Annotated in this window: 17 protein-coding genes and 2 tRNA genes; 10 read left to right on the top strand and 9 right to left on the bottom strand. The window is 73.3% G+C overall.

Annotation, left to right across the window (positions count from 1 at the left end; genetic code table 11):
- Positions 1-16 precede the first annotated feature (16 nt).
- Together IPL61_12755 and IPL61_12750 are read right to left on the bottom strand one after the other, a co-directional pair.
- Positions 17-1612 carry a PQQ-binding-like beta-propeller repeat protein gene (locus IPL61_12755; GenBank protein MBK9032167.1) on the bottom strand — a complete coding sequence of 532 codons (1596 nt, stop codon included), beginning with the start codon at positions 1610-1612 and terminating at the stop codon, positions 17-19.
- A 119-nt stretch (positions 1613-1731) separates the two neighbouring features.
- Complete coding sequence (locus IPL61_12750) at positions 1732-2502, bottom strand: response regulator (protein ID MBK9032166.1); 771 nt, start codon at positions 2500-2502, stop codon at positions 1732-1734.
- A 78-nt stretch (positions 2503-2580) separates the two neighbouring features.
- On the opposite strand from IPL61_12750, the gene IPL61_12745 reads away from it, so the two are divergent.
- The 4 genes from IPL61_12745 to IPL61_12730 all read left to right on the top strand — a co-directional run bounded on the left by IPL61_12745 (position 2581) and on the right by IPL61_12730 (position 8193).
- On the top strand, positions 2581-3759 hold the full coding sequence (locus tag IPL61_12745; GenBank protein ID MBK9032165.1) for an Hsp70 family protein: 1179 nt from the start codon (positions 2581-2583) through the stop codon (positions 3757-3759).
- 245 nt (positions 3760-4004) lie between these two features.
- Positions 4005-5813 (top strand): peptidase U62, encoded by a 1809-nt coding sequence (locus IPL61_12740; GenBank protein ID MBK9032164.1) that lies wholly within the window; start codon positions 4005-4007, stop codon positions 5811-5813.
- The gene (locus IPL61_12735) at positions 5810-7639 is read left to right on the top strand and encodes a hypothetical protein (protein ID MBK9032163.1); all 1830 of its coding nucleotides are present in this window, start codon (positions 5810-5812) and stop codon (positions 7637-7639) included. Before IPL61_12740 ends, IPL61_12735 begins: the two co-directional genes overlap by 4 nt.
- The gene (locus IPL61_12730; GenBank protein MBK9032162.1) at positions 7636-8193 is read left to right on the top strand and encodes a radical SAM protein; all 558 of its coding nucleotides are present in this window, start codon (positions 7636-7638) and stop codon (positions 8191-8193) included. The genes IPL61_12735 and IPL61_12730 overlap by 4 nt, the downstream gene beginning before the upstream one ends.
- Before the next feature lie 70 nt (positions 8194-8263).
- On the opposite strand, the gene IPL61_12725 is transcribed toward IPL61_12730, so the two are convergent.
- Genes IPL61_12725 through IPL61_12715 form a run of 3 tightly spaced genes read right to left on the bottom strand, consistent with a single transcriptional unit; the run spans position 8264 to position 10229 of the window.
- A complete protein-coding gene (locus IPL61_12725) occupies positions 8264-9301 on the bottom strand; it encodes a hypothetical protein (protein ID MBK9032161.1) in 1038 nt (345 codons plus the stop codon).
- Positions 9298-9819, bottom strand: coding sequence for an FHA domain-containing protein (locus IPL61_12720; GenBank protein MBK9032160.1), 522 nt, complete (start codon positions 9817-9819; stop codon positions 9298-9300). Before IPL61_12720 ends, IPL61_12725 begins: the two co-directional genes overlap by 4 nt.
- Positions 9819-10229, bottom strand: coding sequence for a hypothetical protein (locus tag IPL61_12715; protein ID MBK9032159.1), 411 nt, complete (start codon positions 10227-10229; stop codon positions 9819-9821). Before IPL61_12715 ends, IPL61_12720 begins: the two co-directional genes overlap by 1 nt.
- A gap of 38 nt (positions 10230-10267) precedes the next feature.
- Between IPL61_12715 and IPL61_12710 the strand changes: the two genes are divergently transcribed.
- On the top strand, positions 10268-10915 hold the full coding sequence (locus IPL61_12710) for a hypothetical protein (protein ID MBK9032158.1): 648 nt from the start codon (positions 10268-10270) through the stop codon (positions 10913-10915).
- Positions 10837-11748, top strand: a complete 912-nt coding sequence (locus IPL61_12705) for a hypothetical protein (protein MBK9032157.1) — start codon at positions 10837-10839, stop codon at positions 11746-11748. The genes IPL61_12710 and IPL61_12705 overlap by 79 nt, the downstream gene beginning before the upstream one ends.
- Positions 11749-12027: 279 nt before the next feature.
- On the opposite strand, the gene IPL61_12700 is transcribed toward IPL61_12705, so the two are convergent.
- The 4 genes from IPL61_12700 to IPL61_12685 all read right to left on the bottom strand — a co-directional run bounded on the left by IPL61_12700 (position 12028) and on the right by IPL61_12685 (position 14287).
- Positions 12028-12402, bottom strand: coding sequence for a hypothetical protein (locus tag IPL61_12700; GenBank protein ID MBK9032156.1), 375 nt, complete (start codon positions 12400-12402; stop codon positions 12028-12030).
- A gap of 68 nt (positions 12403-12470) precedes the next feature.
- Positions 12471-12541 (bottom strand) — tRNA-Gln (locus tag IPL61_12695).
- A 78-nt stretch (positions 12542-12619) separates the two neighbouring features.
- Positions 12620-12691: transfer RNA gene (locus IPL61_12690), tRNA-Met, on the bottom strand.
- A gap of 57 nt (positions 12692-12748) precedes the next feature.
- Entirely contained in the window at positions 12749-14287 is a 1539-nt protein-coding gene (locus tag IPL61_12685) for an alkaline phosphatase D family protein (GenBank protein MBK9032155.1), read from the bottom strand.
- Positions 14288-14427: 140 nt separating this feature from the next.
- On the opposite strand from IPL61_12685, the gene IPL61_12680 reads away from it, so the two are divergent.
- The 4 genes from IPL61_12680 to IPL61_12665 all read left to right on the top strand — a co-directional run.
- Positions 14428-15621 carry a hypothetical protein gene (locus IPL61_12680; protein MBK9032154.1) on the top strand — a complete coding sequence of 398 codons (1194 nt, stop codon included), beginning with the start codon at positions 14428-14430 and terminating at the stop codon, positions 15619-15621.
- 22 nt (positions 15622-15643) lie between these two features.
- Positions 15644-16213: a Uma2 family endonuclease gene (locus IPL61_12675; protein ID MBK9032153.1), complete on the top strand. Its 570-nt coding sequence runs from the start codon at positions 15644-15646 to the stop codon at positions 16211-16213.
- A gap of 45 nt (positions 16214-16258) precedes the next feature.
- Complete coding sequence (locus IPL61_12670; GenBank protein ID MBK9032152.1) at positions 16259-17569, top strand: AAA family ATPase; 1311 nt, start codon at positions 16259-16261, stop codon at positions 17567-17569.
- A partial coding sequence (locus IPL61_12665; GenBank protein MBK9032151.1) for a TIGR02646 family protein occupies positions 17566-18045 on the top strand: 480 nt, incomplete at its 3' end. The genes IPL61_12670 and IPL61_12665, both read left to right, overlap by 4 nt.

Genomic DNA, 18045 nt, shown 5'->3' with positions numbered 1-18045 from the left:
GGCCCGGCGCGGCCCGCTACGGCGCCGTCGCGATCCCGGTGCGCGCGGCGTTGCCGCCCCACATCGGCCAGCCGGTCAGCGACCGGTCCTTGGTGTCGATCGCGACCAGGCGGCCGTCCTCGGTGCCGACGTAGATCCAGCCGTCGACGGCGACCGGCTGCGACCGCACCGGCGCGCCGACGGCGTGCTTGCGCGCGACCTTGCCGGAGCCCGGCTCGAGCTCGAGCACCTCGCCCTTGAGCGTCGCGACCAGCACGCGGCCACCGGCGGCGGCGGGCGCGGTGCCGAGGAAGCCGCCGTCCTTGGTCACGTCGCCCTCGAGCTTGACCGACCACAGGCGCTCGCCGTTCTCGGCGTTGGTGGCGATCACCTCGTCGCCCATCGTGTTCACGTTGGTCGCGCCGAGGTTGAGGATGCGCGAGCCCTGGAACGCCTGCATCGTCGACACGCTGCCCTGGCCGATCATCGCGGCCGCGGCCGGGGCGTTGGCCGACGCCGGCGCGCCGCCCGAGAAGCCGTTGTGCGCGTCCTGGCTCTTGCCGGTGTCGGCGTAGGTGCTGCCGGCCTGCTTGGCCGCGTCGATGTAGTCGGCCTTCTTCTGCGCGGTCGTGTACCGGGTCTTGGGGTGGTTGTCGTCGGTGCGGATGATCATCTCGGCCGGCGCCCGCAGCGCACCCTCGAGCGGGTCGTCGGCGAAGTCGACGCGCGAGGTGTAGAACATCGACTCGCGCCCGCCGACGAATTGCACGACCGGCGCCGAGGTCGCCTGGCCGCGCACGGCGTAGCGCAGCTTGCCGGTGGCCGGCTCGAGCTTCATCAGCGTGCCGTTGAAGGTCGAGACGTACAGGAACTCGCCGGCCGCGACCGGCGACGACATGACGTCCGCGTCGAGCCAGCGCTGCCACACCAGCGCGCCGGTGCGCAGCTCGAACGCGGCGAGCGCGTGGGTCGCGTGGGGCGGCCGCTCCTTGGCGGCGTCGTCGACCGCCTGGACCGGGTACGACGTGAAGACCAGGCCGCCGGCGATCGTCGGCGAGCTGGTCAGCGGGTCGCCGAGCCACCACGCCCACAGCTGCTCGCCGGTGCGCGCGTCGAGCGCGAACACCGTGCACGACTCGGTGTTGATCACGCAGGTCCGCTCGGCGCAGGCCGCGGTCGACGGGCCGTCGTCGTCGAGGTCGAGCGCCCACGCCGCCTTGCCGCTCGTGGCCTCGAACGCATAGAACTCCTTGGACTTGAACCCGCCCGAGACGTAGACCCGGCCGTCGTAGACCGCCGGCGTCGTGATCGTCGCCCGGCTCGGGAACTGGATCTCGAAGCCCGACCGGGTCCTGGCCGCCTTCGGCGCCGCCCGCTTGCTGACGTGGCCGGGGCGGAAGCTCGTGGCCGGCTGCGCGAACGCCGCGGTCGTCATCGCGTCCATCTCGGCGCCGACGTCGTCGCCCGGCGGCGGCTGGGGCGCGCCGGTCCCGGCGTCCGTGGCGCCCGCGGCGCCCGCCTTGGTCGGGGGCGGGTCGCCGACCTGCGTCAGCTCGCCGCGGTGGGCCCGGCCACCGCCACAGCCAGCGAGTACAGTCACTCCGACGACGGCCAACCAGCGCGTGCGCAACATGGGTCCTCCTCGGGGGGGCGCGCTCCTCGCACCGCCCCGGTCACGTCCAACGCGTGACCGCGGCCGACGATCTGATCGGGTCCGGCTGGGAGACACGCGCGCCCGGGCGCGGTTGCCGGTCAGCGGCCCGCGAGCGTGCGCAGCGCGGCGATCAACTCGCCGGCGTCGGCGCTCTTCCAGAACGCCGGCCGGCCCGGCGCCTCGGTGGCCTCGCGCTCGGCCTCGCGCTCGATCAGGAACGCGGTGCGCTCGACCAGCCACGGCCGGAACGTCACGACCCACTGGAACACCTGGGCGCCGCTGCCGTTGGCCATGCCCCACTCGACCAGGATCGCGTCGAACTCGTGGCGGTCGAGCGTGGCGATCGCCGCCTTGCCGCTGTCGACGGAGGTGACCGCGAACCCGGCGTCGCGCAGCAGATCGGCCATGGCCGCGAGCAGCATCGGATCGTCGTCGGCCAGGAGCAGCGTCGGGCGCTCGCCCTCGCCCCAGTCGCGGGCCTCGAGCTCGGACTGGTGCAGGGCGCGCGCCGCGGTCGCGACGACGACCCGGACGATCTCCGCGGTCTCGCGCGGGCGCACGGTCAGGCAGCGCCCGGCGACCAGGCGGTCGAGCTCGGCGGGTGGGTCCTCGGACAGGAACACGAACCGATCGCGCAGATCGAAGCGGTGGTCGATCACCCACCGGTAGACCTCACCCCCTGCGGGTCGGTGGCTGTCCCACTCGGCGACGACCACGTCGAACTCGCGGTCGCTCCCGAGGTGGGTGAGGGCCTGCCCGACCGTCGCCGCGAGCGCCACGGCGTAGCCGCGCGCCTCGAACAGCCGCGTCAGCAGGTCGAGCAGCTGCCCGTCATGGTGCAGGACGATGATCGAGCGACGGTCGGCCAAGGCGCCGCAGTATAGCTGGACGTTCGCCGGGGTCGCGAACTCGGTGCCGAAGCTGGTACATTTACGGGCCGCCTGCGCATGAGCTCGAAGTCCACCATCGTCGGCATCGACCTCGGCACGACCAACACGTCGGTCGCCGCGACCCAGGGGACCAAGGTCACGATCCTGACCCCCGGCGACGGCGCCCGCTCGTTCCCATCGGTGGTGTCGTTCCCGACCCCGCGCGAGGTCGTGGTCGGGGCCGTCGCCCGATCCCGGATCACGACCGATCCGTCGCGGACGATCGCCTCGCCCAAGCGCCTCCTGGGCCGCAAGTTCACCGACCGCGAGGTCCAGACCTTCGTCGGGGCGGCGCCCTACGGCAGCCACGCCGGCGACGACGGCACCGTCGTGATCGACATCGACGGCGAGGAGTACGCGATCCCGCAGCTGTGCGCCCACCTGCTGTCCGCGGCCAAGGCCATCGCCGAGCAGCACCTGGGCGAACCCGTGACCGAGGTCGTCCTGGCCGTGCCGGTCAGCTTCGACGAGGTCCGCTGCCGTGCGGTCGAGACCGCCGCCCGCCTCGCGGGGCTCGACGTGGTCGGCCTGATCGCCGAGCCCAACGCCGCGGCCCTGGCCAACCGCTACGTGGCTGGCTTCGGCGGCCTGATCGGCATCTACGACTTCGGCGGCGGCACCTTCGACTTCTCGATCGTCGACGTGTCGCGCTCGCGGTTCCAGGTGGTGGCGGCCCTGGGCGACGCCTGGCTGGGCGGCGACGACATCGACTCGGTGCTGGCCGAGGCCGCGGCCAACCAGTTCTGGCGCAAGCACAAGGTCGATCTGCGGCGCCAGGTGGTCGAGTACCAGCGGGTCCGGTTCGCGTGCGAGGAGGCCAAGCGGGCCCTGTCGACCGCGCCGTCGACCACGCTGCACGTGCCCGAGGTGCTGCGCACGACCGACGGCATGGTCGACCTCAAGCTGGCGCTCGACAGCGCGACCCTGGCCCGCGCGGCCGGCGCCATCATCCGCCGCACGCTCGACGTGTGCGCGCAGACGCTGCGCAAGGCCGGCGTGACCGGCGATCAGCTCACCGGCGTCTACCTGTGCGGGGGCTCGTCCCTGATGCCGGCCATCCGCGACGCCGCGCAGCGCTTCTTCGGCGTCCCGATCCACGCGGGCGTGCCGCCCGAGCAGGCGGTGTGCCTGGGCGCGGCGATCCACGGGTCGTTGATCGCGGCGCGGCGGTCGTCGCCGGCGATCCCGAAGCGCTGACCGGCACAGGGGTCGTCCCCGCACCAGGCCTTGGCGGGGGGACGTCCAGGTCCCGCGGGCTCGCCCGCACCTCGTGGGCCACGCGGCGGGCGGCGCGCGTCGCCGAGGGCTCGACGGGGCTCGGCCGCGCGGTCAACCGCCGCCCGCCACGACGTGCGCCGGCGCGCACCCGCCACGGAAACTCGTCCGGCTGTGGCGCCGCTCGGGTTTGACCGCAGGCGGGTGGCCCCCTACGCTTGCCGCATATGCATCGCCATGCCCCTGCCTGGGCCCTGGCCGCGGCCCTCGCCGCGTGCGGCCCTGGTGGCAAGAAGGTCGTGCGGCCGCCGGTCGATCTCCCGCCCGTCGATCCCCCGATCACCCTCGCCGACATCCCCACCCACATCGCCGTCACCACCGACGCGCCGCTGAGCGACGACACGCCCTCGGCGCGGTCGCCGGTGCTCGACATCATGGTCGCCGAGAACCAGCGCTGGATGACCGCGCTGACCAAGGCCACCGATCCGGCCTACTACCTCGGCTACCAGATCGTCGAGCAGCGCGTGGTCTCGCTCGACGCCGAGGGCGGCGCGCTGGTCGGCGACAGCGACGAGACCGACCGCGTGCTCGACGTCGAGATCCGCGTCGGCACGCCCGCGCTCGACAACACCCGCGCGATCACCAACGACGACAACGGCCTCAACGAGCCGCTGCGCCGCCGCGCGACCGTCCCGTTCGGGAGCGATCCCCAGGCGATCGCCAACCACCTCTGGCTCGAGACCGATCGGCGCTACCGCGAGGCGGTGCTGGCCCTGGCCTACGTCCGCCAGGACCAGCGCACGCTCGGCAAGCGCGCGGCCGAGCCCGACTTCTCGCCGGCGCCGGCCGAGACCTACATCGCCGCGCCGGTGACGCTGACGTTCGACAAGGCCGCCTGGGTCGCGCGGCTCAAGCGCTGCTCGGGGCGGGCCCTGCGCGGCCACGCCACCCGCGGCAGCTGCGGCGCGGTGTTCACGCAGAACCTCGCGTGGTTCGTCAACAGCGACGGCACCCAGACCCAGATGGCGTGGACCACCGCGCAGCTGTCGGTGTCGGTCGGCGTCAAGGCCGACGACGGCGACAACCTGAACCGGCTCGAGCAGGCGTTCGGGCGCACGCCCGCCGACCTGCCCGACGACGCCGCGCTCGACAAGATGATCGACGCGGTCAACACCGACCTCGACGCGCTGCACGAGGCGCCGCTGGCCGATCCCTACGTCGGCCCGGCGATCCTCGAGGGCCGCGCCGCCGGCGTGTTCTTCCACGAGGTGTTCGGCCACCGCATCGAGGGTCACCGCCAGAAGGACGACACCAGCGGCCAGACCTTCTCGGCCCAGGTCGGCAAGGAGATCATGCCGAGCTGGCTGTCGGTCTACGACGATCCGACGCTGGTCACGCTCAACGGCCTGCAGCTCAACGGCTTCTACCGCTTCGACGACGAGGGCGTCCGCGCGCGGCTCACCCACCTGGTCGACGACGGCAAGCTGGTCGGCTTCCTGATGGGCCGCAACCCGATCGCCGCCGGCCCGCGGTCGAACGGCCACGGCCGCAAGCAGGCCGGGTTCGATCCGGTGTCGCGCCAGGGCAACCTGGTCGTCACCGCCGACAAGACCGTCGAGCGCGGCGATCTCGAGAAGATGCTCCTGGCCGAGGTCAAGCAGCAGGGCCGGCCCTACGGCATGGTCTTCACCGACATCTCGGGCGGGTTCACCAACACCTCGGCGTTCGCGCCCCAGGCGTTCAAGGTCAACCCGGTGATGGCGTACCGGCTCTACCCCGACGGCCGGCGCGAGCTGGTGCGCGGCATCGACATCGGCGGCACGCCGCTGGTGGCGCTGCAGTCGATCCGCGCCGCGAGCCGCGAGGTCGAGACCTTCAACGGCGTCTGCGGCGCCGAGAGCGGCTGGGTGCCGGTGTCGGCCTCGGCGCCGAGCCTGCTGCTCGACAAGCTCGAGATCGAGAAGTCGTTCATCCCGGCCGATCGGCCCCCGGTCCTCAACCCACCGCCGTCGATCCGCGCGGGAGGTGTGCGATGAACCGCCTCGCGCTGTCCTCGCTCGTGCTGCTGGGCCTGACCCAGATCGCGAGCGCCAAGCCGGCCCCGCCGGCCCCGCCGCCGGCCGCGGTCACGTCGACCGCGGTCACGCCCGCCATCATCGACGCGATCGCCGAGGAGATGGACCGGGCGATGGCGCGGCTGGCCCTGCCCGACGCGCCCAAGCCGTTCCACATCAGCTACAAGGTCACCGAGGTCGAGGTCAACGACGCGGTCGCGAGCCTCGGGTTCGTCACCAACGCCAAGGCCCGTCACTTCGTCAACATCGAGTGCCGGGTCCGGGTCCAGTGGGACGGCCTCGACAACGGCAACTTCGTGATCGCGCGCGAGGAGAACATCGACGGCTCGGCCGCGACCAACCTGCCGCTCGAGGCGACGCCGCGGATCGCCCGCCGCGCCGCGTGGCTGGTCACCGACCAGGCCTACAAGGAGGCGCTGGTGCAGCTCCGGGCCAAGCTCGACGCGCGCACCGCCGGCGGCCTCGGCACGACCACGCCGCCGGTGTGGTCCGACGTCAAGCCGACGGTCAGCGAGGACCCGGTGCAGGTGCCGGCGCTCGAGGACAAGGACGCGATCACCGCGCGGGCCGAGCGGCTGTCGGCGCTGTTCCGCGACCAGCCGCACATCCGGGACTCGCGCGTCGCCATCACGTCGTACCTCGAGCGGCGCTGGTACCTGTCGAGCGAGGGCACCAGCACGCACGACACGCGCCGAGCCTCGGGCCTGGTGATGGTCGTGACCGGCCAGGCCGCCGACGGCGCGGAGGTGGCGCAGTACCTGTCGCGGTACGGCGCGACCGCGGCCAACCTGCCGAACGACGCCGACCTGACGATGGCGGCCAGGCGCATGAGCGCGGATCTGCGCGCGCTGATCGACGCGCCGGTGCTCGACCACTACAGCGGCCCGGTGCTGTTCGAGGGCGCGGCCGCCGCGGGCGTGGTCCGGTGGTCGCTGGCGCCGCACCTCGACGGCACGCCGCTGCCCCTGGGCCTGCCGCCGGCCGAGGCCAAGCGCCTCGGCGGTGAGCTGGCCGAGAAGGTCGGGGCCCGGGTGCTGGCGCCGACGCTGTCGGTCGCCGACGATCCCACGGCCGCGGCGTCGGCCGGCGTGTCGGTGATCGGCGGCTACGCGATCGACGACGAGGGCGTGCCGGCCGAGCGCGTGGTCGTGGTCAAGGACGGCACGCTCGCGGCGCTCCTGACCGCGCGCACGGTGCCGACCGCCAAGGAGCGCTCGAACGGCCACGCCCGGCGGGTCGCCCCGGGCGGCGCCTTCCACGGCACCGCCACCAACCTGACGGTGACCGCCAAGGGCGGCGTCGCGCCGGCCGCGCTGACCGCGCGGCTGCTCGCGGCGGCCAAGGCCGCGGGCGTGCCCTACGGCCTGGCGATCGCCGCGTTCGACGACTCGGCGATGACCGCCACCACCGAGCTGGCCAAGCGCGAGCTGATCCAGATCATCACCAGCGCCAACCCCGATCTGCCGCCGCCGGCGACGCTGGCCTACAAGGTCAGCGCCGGCGGCAAGCGCGAGCTCGTGCGCGGCGTCCAGCTCGCCGAGATCCCGATCAAGGCGTGGCGCGACGTGATCGCGGTCGGCAAGACCCCGACGGTGATCAACTTCCTGGCCTCGACCGACAGCTACCTCGAGCACAAGATCGGCGGCGTCGATGAGGGCTTCGTGCCGTCGTCGGGGATCGAGAGCTCGGTCGCGACGCCCGACCTGCTGTTCAAGGAGCTCGACGTGGTGCCGTCGAAGTTCGGCCTGCGCGGGCGCCCGTCCGTCCCGCCGCCGACGGCCAAGTGATCGCGCGCCTGCACGACACCCTGGCGCGCAGCCGGGCCAACGGGCCGGGCACCCGCATGGTCGTCTGGTTCCAGGGCTGCACGCTCGGGTGCGCGGGCTGCTTCAACCCGGCCACCCACGCGGCCACGGGACCGGGCGTCGACCTGGCCGAGGTGGTGGCGGCGATCGGCCGGGCCGACGTCGACGGCCTCACGCTGTCGGGCGGCGAGCCGATGCAGCAGGCGCCGGCCGCGCTCGAGCTGTTGCTGGCGGCGCGCCGGCGCGGGCTGTCGACGCTGATGTTCTCGGGCTACGCCCGCGCCGAGCTGACCGCGCAGGCGCTAGGGCCGGCGGTGCTCGCGCACCTCGACGTGCTGATCGACGGCCGCTACCGCGCCGAGGCGCGCCACGGCCACGGCCTGCGCGGCTCCGCCAACCAGGCGATCCACCTGCTGACCGGGCGCCACACCCTGGCCGAGGTCGAGGCCACGCCCGAGGCCGAGGTGACGATCGCCGCCGACGGCACGATCGCGCTGACCGGCGTCGCGCCGCTGACGATCCGCGCGCTGCGCTGACGGCCCGGCGGCGACGGCGGAGCGCGCGGCGACGATCCGCGACCTGCGCTGGCGGCCCGGCGGCGACGGCTCAGCGCGTGGCGCGCACGTCGAGCACGCGCGCGAGGATCTGGATCGGATCGGCGTCCTTGACCGGCAGCGACGCGCCGACGTCGAGCGTGTAGGCCACGAGCTGCCACGGGTACCGCGGCACGCGGGCGACCAGCGCGACCCGGACGAAGCCGGCGGCGGCGGCCTGGTCGAGCGCGCCGCGCAAGCGCGCGACCGCGGCGCTGGGCGCGAGGTGGACGCGCAGGGTCGAGGTGCGGGCCTCGCGCCGGGTCGCCGCGAGGAACGCCACCAGCGCGGTCGGCCCGACCGACTCGTCGTCGACCAGGATCCCGCCGTCGTCCTCGAGCGTGAGCGTCGGCGCCTCGGGCGCCTCCCGGGCGCCGGGCCCGGCCACGGGCCACCGCGCGACCGCGGCGCGGCGGCGGGCCGGCTCGATGTACGCGACCGCGGCGCGATCGAGCCCCTCCCACCCGGCGATGCGCTCGCGCCAGACGTCGCCGCCGCAGCTCAGGCAGTTGGCGACCGCGGCGCGGACGCGATCGGTGAAGCGCTCGATCGCGACCGACGCGACCACCGCCGTCTGGCCCTCGGGCACGATGTAGCCGCACGTCGACGCCAGCTGCGCCCCGCACAGCCGCATCGCGTAGCGCCCGGCGTCCTCGTCGGGGCCGGGCATGTACTCGCTCCACGCGTCGGACAGCGGGTAGCCGGGCACCGGGGCGGTGATGCGCGGCGCCAGGCCGATCGGCCACACGGTGAGGATCGGCGCGTCGGCGCCGGTGGCCGCGCCCGGCAGCGGCGCGGCCGCGTCGAGCGCGAGCGCGAGCAGCAGCAGCTCGGCCTCGTCGGCGACGGTCTCGTCCATCCCGACCCGCAGGGTCAGGACGCTCTTCGCGAACGCGGCGAACGCCTCGGGGCTGTTCCCGGCGGTGCGACACTGGCGGGCGGCCGCGAGCAGCGCCGCGCGGTTGTGGTCGGCGCCGCCGCGGACGGCCACCGCGATCGGATCCTGGGTGCACGCCGCCGCCGCCGCGATCGCGAGCAGCGCCGCCCTCATGTCGCCAGGCGCGCCAGCTTGCGCAAGGTCGGAGGATCGATGAACACGAACGTCGCGTCGCCGAAGCTGACCTGCGCGCCGGCGTAGACCGAGGTCGCGGTCCCCGGCGCCAGCGGCTGACCGTTGACGCGGGTGCCGTTGCGCGAGTGCTCGTCGACGACGACGTAGCCGCGGGCCTCGTCGAAGCCGAAGGCCCCGTGGACCTTGCTGACCGACTCGTTGTCGACGCGCACGCCGCACCGGCGCGAGCGCCCGATCGTGATCGGCGGCTCGGCGGCGGCGTGGAGCGTGTTGGGGCCGATCAGCACGAACCGGCACCCGGCCAGCTCGGCGGCCAGCGTCGGCTCGCCGCTGGCCGGCAGCTGCATCGTCAGGGTCCGGTCGATCGTGGTGTCGGGGCCGTTGGGGTCGGCCGGGGTCACGTCGACGAGGATCGGCCGGTGCAGCACGTAACCGCCGCGCACCTCGAGCAGGAGCTCGTGCAACGTCGTCGCCTGTGGCCGTTCGTCGAGCGTCATCACGAGCCCCGCGGTGACCGTACCACGGCCGCCGCCACGCACGCGGCCAGGGGCGCCTCGGCCACCTCACGCCCGAGCCCGACGATGCGCGCGCCGCCGGCGGGAGCGGCGATCGGCTCGCTCGACACCCGCCCGCCGACCCGATGGACCACCGCCCAGCCCGGCGCCGCGTCCCCGCGCCGGAGGTCGCGCCCGAAGACGATCGCCTTGACGCGGAAGTACGCGGTCGGGAGCTCGGCCACGGCCTCCTCGAACGCCTCGAGATCGACCTCGACCGCGGGATCGATCGCCAGCGCGGCGCTGCCGACGTCGTGGCCCGGACCGTGCGCGTGGTGCGCGTGGTCGTCGTGGCGTGGGCGCCGGCCCGATCGGCCCGATCGGGCGGATCCGCCAAGGTCGCCAGGAGCCACGCCGCGGCCTCGGCGGTCGGCAGCGCCAGGATCGGCGCGTGCGGGGCCAGCGCCGTCACCGCCGCCTCGGCCACGGCGAGCTCGGCCGGCGCGGCGGCGTCGAGCTTGGACAGGATCACCACGTCGGCGCTCTCGACCTGGATCTCGGCGGTGGCCGAGGCCGCCCGCGCCGCCGGCCACGACAGCGGATCGACGACGGTCACGATCGCCGCGACCCGGACCCGGGCGTCGAGCGGCGCCCGCTCGAGGGTCCAGACGATCGGCACCGGCTCGGCCACGCCGGTGGTCTCGAGCAAGAGCGTGTCGACCTCGGGGTTGCCGTCGAGGATCTCGAGGATCGTGCGATCGAGATCGTCGGCCAGCACGCAGCAGACGCAGCCGCCCGGCAGCTCGACCTGGCGCGCGGCGCCGCGCGGCAGCAGATCGGCGTCGATGCCGATCGCGCCCAGCTCGTTGACGATGATCGCCAGCTTGCCGGCGCCGCCGCCCGCGGCCGCGCGCGCGGCGATCACCCGGTTGACCAGCGTGGTCTTGCCGGCGCCGAGGAAGCCCGTGAGCACTACCAGAGGGACGCGCATGGATCGCGGGGTCATTGTACAACCCCGCGATGCGTCGCGCCGTCATCGACATCGGTACCAACACCCTGCTGCTGCTCATCGTCGAGCCCAGCGCCGCCGGCGGCCTGACGCGGGTGCTCGACTGGTGCCGGTTCGGGCGGCTGGGCCAGGGGCTCGACGCCAGCGGCCAGCTCCACCCCGACGCGATCGAGCGCTCGCTGACGATCTGTCGCGAGTACGCCGCCGCGCTCGCGGCGCACGGCGTCGACCGGCTCGACGTCATCGCCACGCAGGCGCTGCGCGAGGCCGCCAACGCCGCCGCGTTCGTCGAACCGGCCGCCGCCATCCTGGGCGCGCCGATCACCACGATCGCCGGCGCCCGCGAGGCCGAGCTGGCGTTTCGGGCCGCGGCCCGCAGCCTGCCCGAGCTGGCCGACCGGGCGTTCGTGGTCGCCGACGTCGGCGGCGGCTCGAGCGAGGTGATCGTCACCGACGGCGCGCGGGTGGTGTCGGCGGTGAGCGTGCCGATCGGCGCGGTGCGCCTGACCGAGCGCCACCTCGCGCACGACCCGCCGACCGCCGCCGAGATCGCCGCGCTGATCGCCGACGTCGACGCGGCGTTCGCGCGGGACACGCCGTCGCTCCCGAGCGGCGTGGTGCTGTGCGCCTCGGCTGGCACCGCGACCACGCTGGCCGCGCTCGACCTCGCGCTGCCCGGCTACGACCCCGATCGCGTCCACGGCCACCACCTGACGCCAGCCGCGCTGGCCGCCTGGAGCGAGCGCCTGCTCGCCGCCACGACCGCCGAGCGCCGCGCGCTGCCCGGCATGGAGGCACCCCGCGCCGACGTCATCGCCGCCGGCGCCGCCATCTTCGCGCGCCTCGCGCACCGCCTGCAGGCCCCCACGATCGTCGTCTGCGATCGCGGCATCCGCTGGGGCCTCGCCTACAGCGACGCCTGACCGGCCTCCCCCGACGGGCCCATGCGCCCGCCGCGCTCGCGCACACGCTCCGGAGGCTCCCCGCCCCGCGCGCCGCACCCGCGCGCACCGTCCGCAGTGCTACGTGGTCTCCGCCGCGCTGGGCGCTTCACGTGGTCCCCCCGCTCCCGCTCCCGTGGTCTCCCCGCCCCCCCGCTCCCGCTCCCGTGGTCTCCCCGCCCCCGCGCAGCACGCTCCGGACGTTTCAGGAGGGGGCCCCGGCGCATGCCGGGGGAGGAGCTTTCGAAAGCTCCTCCCAGCCTATAACGTGATGTAGGGGCCCGACGACGCCGGATCGACGTCCTCGCCCTCGTCGTCGATGATCGCCGCGCCCACCGTCGCGCCCTGGAGCACGAAGATCCGGATGCCCGATGGCGCCACCCGGGCGCCCGGCGCCACGCGCCGCATGATCGACACGATGTTGCGCTGGATGTCGTCGACCTCGGTCACCACCGGCCCGGCCTTGACGACCTTGCCGATCCACTTCTCCTCGCCGGTGTCGATGATCCGCAAGAACTCTTCGGATGTGCCGTCGAAGTACTTCTTGTCGCCGGGCTTGGCCTGGGCCAGCGCCTCACGGGTCTTGGAGTCGATCTTGGTTCCGAAGAACAGGGCGCAGGTCTTGTCGAGTTTCATGGGCGTCGCCGGAGCGCACTGTACCAGGATGCGGCCGCGATCACGAAGCGCGCCAGGGCCGCGGGCAGTTCGGGGACAAGGATTCGAACCTTGATAAGCAGCTCCAAAGGCTGCTGTCCTGCCATTAGACGATCCCCGAGTGGGAACGGACGTTAGCATCCGGATCGCGCGCGTTCACCTCGCGCCGGTGGCGCGCGCAGGCCGGGACCGGCCGTAGTGGCGGGGGGCAGATTTGAACTGCCGACCAAGGGCTTATGAGACCCCTGCTCTACCCCTGAGCTACCCCGCCAACGGGGCGCAAACTAGACGGTCGGGGCCCGTCTCGCAAGGGGGTTTCCGATCAAAGTCACCGCCGGGTCGGGGGCAGCGTCACCGCGAACTTCTCCTCGCCGCCGGGGCCGTGGAGCCGGACGGTCAGCGCCCGCGACCCGCCGTCGACCTCGACGGTGCCGAAGCTCTGGAGGCCGTCCCAGGGCGCCAGGTTGCCGGTGCCCGCCGGCGGCGCCCAGACGAACCGCGCCTCGGGGCCGAAGGTCGGATCGAGGGGGTTGGGCCCGAACGTGCCGGCGTGCAGCGGCCCGGCGATGAACTCCCAGAACGGCGTGAACGCGCCGGCGGTGCCGCGGGCCGGATCGAAGTGGTGGGCCGCGGCGTAGTGGACGTCGGCGGTCAGCCACACCACGTCGGCGACGCCGCGCCGGTGCAGCTCGCCCAGCACCCACGCTAGCTCGCGCTCGCGGCCCCGCGGCGGGCCCGCGCCCTGGCCCCAGCCCTCCTGGTCGGGGTTGGGGCCGTCGCCGTCGGGGATGACCACGCCCAGCGGCTGATCGCTGGCGACGATCTTCCAGGTGGCGCGCGAGGTCGCGAGCGCGTCGACCAGCCACCGGGCCTGGGCCGAGCCCAGCATCGCGGCGCCGTCGTCGGCGCGATCGTTGGCGTCGTTGGGCGTGCGGAAGCTGCGCAGATCGACGACGACCAGATCGACGTCGGGGCCGTAGCGCAGCACCCGCTGGATCGGCGCGCCGGCGCCGGCCCGGCCGCGGCGGATCGGCGTGTAGTCGAACAGCGCCTGGCGCGCGCGCGCGGCCAGGACCGAGGCGTCGCGCTCGGTGTAGCGATCGTCGTCGAGGACCTGGCCCGGGTACCAGTTGTTGTGGGTCTCGTGATCGTCCCACTGCGCGACCACCGCGCACTCGGCCAGGAGCGCGCGCAGGTGTAGGTCGTCGAGGTTGTAGGCGAAGCGGTGGCGGAAGTCGGCCAGCGACTCGGCGACCCGGGCCAGGATCTCGTCGGTGGTGTTGCGCCAGAGCCGCCCGCCGGGCAGCGCGATCTCCGGCGGGATCGGGTTGTCGCCGTAGATCAGGTCGCCGGAGTTGAGGAAGAACCGCGGCGCGGCCGCGCGGATCGCCTCGAAGATGCGCAGGCCGCCGAACTCGGGGTTGCGGCCGTAGCCCTGGCCGCAGGTGTCGCCCGACCACGCGAACCGCCACGTCGCGCCGGCCGCCGGCGGCGTCACGAACCGGCCGACCGTCGGCGCGCTGCGGTCGCGGCCGTCCTCGAACACCACCCGGTAGACGATCGTCTGCCCCGGCGGGAGGCCGGTCAGCTCGACGACGCCGGCCAGGTCGCCGGCGGGGTCGACCCGCGGGCCGCGCACGCGCCGCGGGTTGGCGAAGCGCTCGCTCGTGTCCCACTCGACCAGCAGCTCCGCGAGGCGATCGCTCTGGGCCCACACCACCGCGGCCGCGCCGTCGACGTCGCCGGCCGAGACCCCGCGCGGCAGCACGATCCGCGGCACCTGCACCTGGGGCGAGCGCCGGCACGCGGCCAGCGCGACCGCGGCCGCAGATCCGCGCAGGAGGTCGCGACGACTGGGGTTCGCCATCGCCCGCGAGCATATCGAGATCGGACGCAACCGCGGCCGCGCGCGGCCGATAGCAGGCGCGACGCCGGCCCAAGCCCCCGGCGGCCGAGCTCCGGGTGGTCCGTCGCGGACCGCCCCCCGACACGAACCCCTGAGGAACCATGCCGCGTACCACCATCGTCCCGACCGTCATCCTCTCCGCCCTCGCCGCCGGCGCGGGCCTCGCGCACGCCGAGCCACGCGTGGTCAACGACCCCGCGGAGCTGAAGTTCCGCCTGGCCGAGGCCCGGACCGAGAACGACAAGGGCATCACGGCCCGCTACCGGGTCAAGGCCGACGGCCTGGTCGTCGGCACGATCGCCCGGAACGACCGCATCAACCTGACCTGGCGCGCGGGCGGCAAGGCGCTCACCACGATCGAGTGCAAGATCGACGGCCGCGGTGACCAGGCGCCGTTCCACTGCGACGGCGAGCAGGAGCTCGACGCGTTCGGCGACCTCACCGCCGAGCTCACCTACGTGGTCGACGCCGACGACACCGTGATCCCGCTGTCGACCCACGCGCTCGAGGTCGGACGCTTCTGGACCTGGTATGAGCGCAACGGCAAGCGCCTGCACTTCGCCAGGTACCAGCTCATCCCGCTCGATCTGCTGGGCAGCGCGATCGCGTACCAAGGCGACGATCATCGCGGGCGGGTGTTCGAGATCTACACCTGGGCCAGCTACGCCAACGGCAAGACCACCGAGCTGACCGGGCTGCGCTGCGCCGTCGACGGCGAGCGCGTCGTCGACGGTCGACTGTCGGCGGTCTACGACACCGCCGTCGAGGCGGCCGACTGGCGCGACCCCAAGGACAACCAGCGCGTCCCGCAGGTCGGCCGCCTGGTGCTGTCGACCACCTCGTTGCAGTGGGGCACCGCCGCCGACCTGGATCGTGGCTACGAGGACATGCACCACGCTGGCGACCTGGTCCTCCTCGGCGATCACCCGGGCGCCTGGAGCTGCGACCTGCGGGCCAAGGGGACGGTCGTGCGCACGTTCATGTTCAAGGTCGGCGCCGACGGGCGGGTCGCGCCCCACCCCGAGCAGCGCGCCGGCCTCGAGCTGCCCGGGTCCGAGGCGATGGTCGACGTGATCGTCCCCGAGACCGCGCCCGATCCGTACGTCGACCCGGCCGCGACCAAGGCCACCGGCTTCTGGGGCCAGGCCTGGCGCGCGCCCGACACCGGCGCCCGGCTGGCGCCGACGTTCAGCCGGCCCGGGTTCGAGACGGCGCCGCCCAAGGGCGCCAAGGGCGGCAGCGCGGCCAAGCCGGCCAAGCCGGCCAAGCCGGCCAAGGGCCGGAAGTCGAAGTAGGCGCGACGGGCCAGGTGCTACGATGAACCCGATGTCGCGCACGGTGCCCGAGGCGACCTACGCCGACGTGCTGGCGCTGCCCGAGCACGTCGTCGGCGAGATCGTCGACGGCGAGCTGTTCGTGTCGCCGCGCCCCGCCCCGGTGCATGCGCTCGCGGCGTCGGCGATCGCCGAGGAGCTGGGGCCGCCGTTCAAGCGCGGTCGCGGCGGCCCCGGCGGCTGGGTGATCCTGTTCGAGCCCGAGCTCCACCTCGGCAAGGACGTGCTGGTGCCCGACGTCGCGGGCTGGCGCCGTGAGCGCATGCCCGAGGTGCCGATCGACCTGCCCTACTTCACGCTCGCCGCGGACTGGGTGTGCGAGGTGCTCTCGCCGTCGACCGCGCGCCTCGACCGCACCCGCAAGCTCGCGGCCTACGCGCGCAACCGCGTCGGCCACGTCTGGTTCGTCGACGGCCTGGCCCAGACCCTCGAGGTGCTGCGCCTCGACGGCGACACCTACCGCATCGTCCTGACCGCGAGCGCCACCGACCGCGTGCGCGCCGAGCCCTTCGACGCCATCGAGCTCGACCTCGCGATCCTGTGGGCGCGGTAGGCAGGCGCGGGGCGGCTGCGCTAGAGTGAGCCTACGGCCATGTGGTTGAAGTCCCTGCACGTCGAGAACTTCCGCGGCTTCGAGCAGCTCGACGTCACGTTCGACGAGCACGTGACGCTGCTGGTCGTCGGCAACGGGGCGGGCAAATCTGGCGTGCTGGAAGCCATCAAGGTCGCGCTCGGATCGTATTTCGCCGCGGTCGATCAGAGCCCCGACCAGAGCATAGACATCGCGCACGCCCGGCGAGTCGTCCATGAAGTCGGTGGAGTACCCGACCTTCAAACCCAATGGCCGGTCAAGGTCAGAGCTGTCGCGGACGTGAGCCGTTACCCGCGCCAGCTGGACATCTTCGATTCACCGCTGCAATGGGAGCGGTCACGTGCCGGGCGCGACCAGCGGACGGCGTGGGGAAGCGAGGCCGCCGTACGTTCGTTCGGGTCCTTCCTACAAGGACTGGTGCAGAACGGGAAAGAGGTCCCACTGCCGTTGTTGACCTGCTACGGGACCGGTCGCCTCTGGCGCCAGCGGAAGATCACGGAGGAGCGTCTCGGCCTCAATACGCGCTTCGATGGCTACACGGACTGCCTCGAGATGGCCACGTCCGAGCAGCTGCTCACGTTGTGGATGTACGATAAGCGGCTGATCGAACTCGAAGCCCGGGAGCGTGACCCGACCTTCGCCGAGCCTCGCATGGCTGCCGTGACGCGGGCCGTGTGCGACTGCATCCATGGGGTCACCCGGTTCTGGCTCGACCTGAAACAAAAGGAGATCCGGATCGAACGCAGCGGCGCTGTCGAGTCGTTCTCGATGCTCAGCGACGGCTACCGCAACATGATCGCGATGGCCGCAGACATCGCACAACGCGCGGCGACCCTGAACCCTCAGTTCGGCGTCGACGCGGCCCGCGAGACCGCCGGCATCGTGCTCATCGACGAGATCGAGCTGCACCTGCATCCGAAGTGGCAGCGCTCGGTCATCCCCAGCCTGCGGCGGGCGTTCCCCCGGATGCAGTTCATAGCCACGACTCACTCGCCGCAGGTGGTGTCGACGGTCGAACGCGGCCAGGTTCGGCTGTTCGACAACAACCAGCTGGTCGACGTCAACCTGTTCGTCGAGGGCCGGGCCTCAAACGAGCTGCTGGAAGACGTGTTCGGCGTCCCGGCCCGCCCCGAAGCGACCGCGCGCGAACTCGACGAACTTTTCCACCTGCTCGACGTCGAGGACTACGCAGGCGCGCGCAGGAAGTTCGACGACCTCAAACCCCAGCTCGGTCCGGATGACGCCGCGATGGTGCGCGCGCGGTGGATCCTCGACACCGAAGGCGGCGTCAAGCACGTCGCACCTGTCGCGTCGTGATCCGGTACCGGAAAGGTCGCTGCCCCGAGGCGCTCGCAGCCCACGCGGCGACGCCTGGCGCCGACTGGCGTGGCTTCACAGGGAAGCAGCCGGTTCGAGAGGCTCTCGTCCGGGATCAACACGACCTCTGTGCCTACTGCCAGCGGCAGATCCGGCCCACGACCGACATGAAGATCGATCATTGGCTGGCGCGGAGCGACGGTGAAGCGGGGAAGGCCGGGGAGCTCGCGTGGGACAATCTGGTTGGCGCCTGCAGCGGGGAGACGCGCGGCGGCGCCCATGGCCTGTCGCGCCATTGCGACACCAGCCGCGGCGACCAGCCCGTCGACCGGCAACGACTGTATCTTCACCCCGTCGAGGGTCGAGGCCCCGACCCACGGAACTACGTTCGCTACCAAGCCAACGGGACCGCCTATGCGTTTCCCGTCAACGACGCCGTCGAAAACGACCTGAACCTCCTCAACCTCAACTGTGAG

This window comes from Myxococcales bacterium, from assembly GCA_016717005.1.
Taxonomy (GTDB): domain Bacteria; phylum Myxococcota_A; class Polyangia; order Haliangiales; family Haliangiaceae; genus UBA2376.
This window is presented reverse-complemented; position numbering and strand designations above follow the sequence as displayed.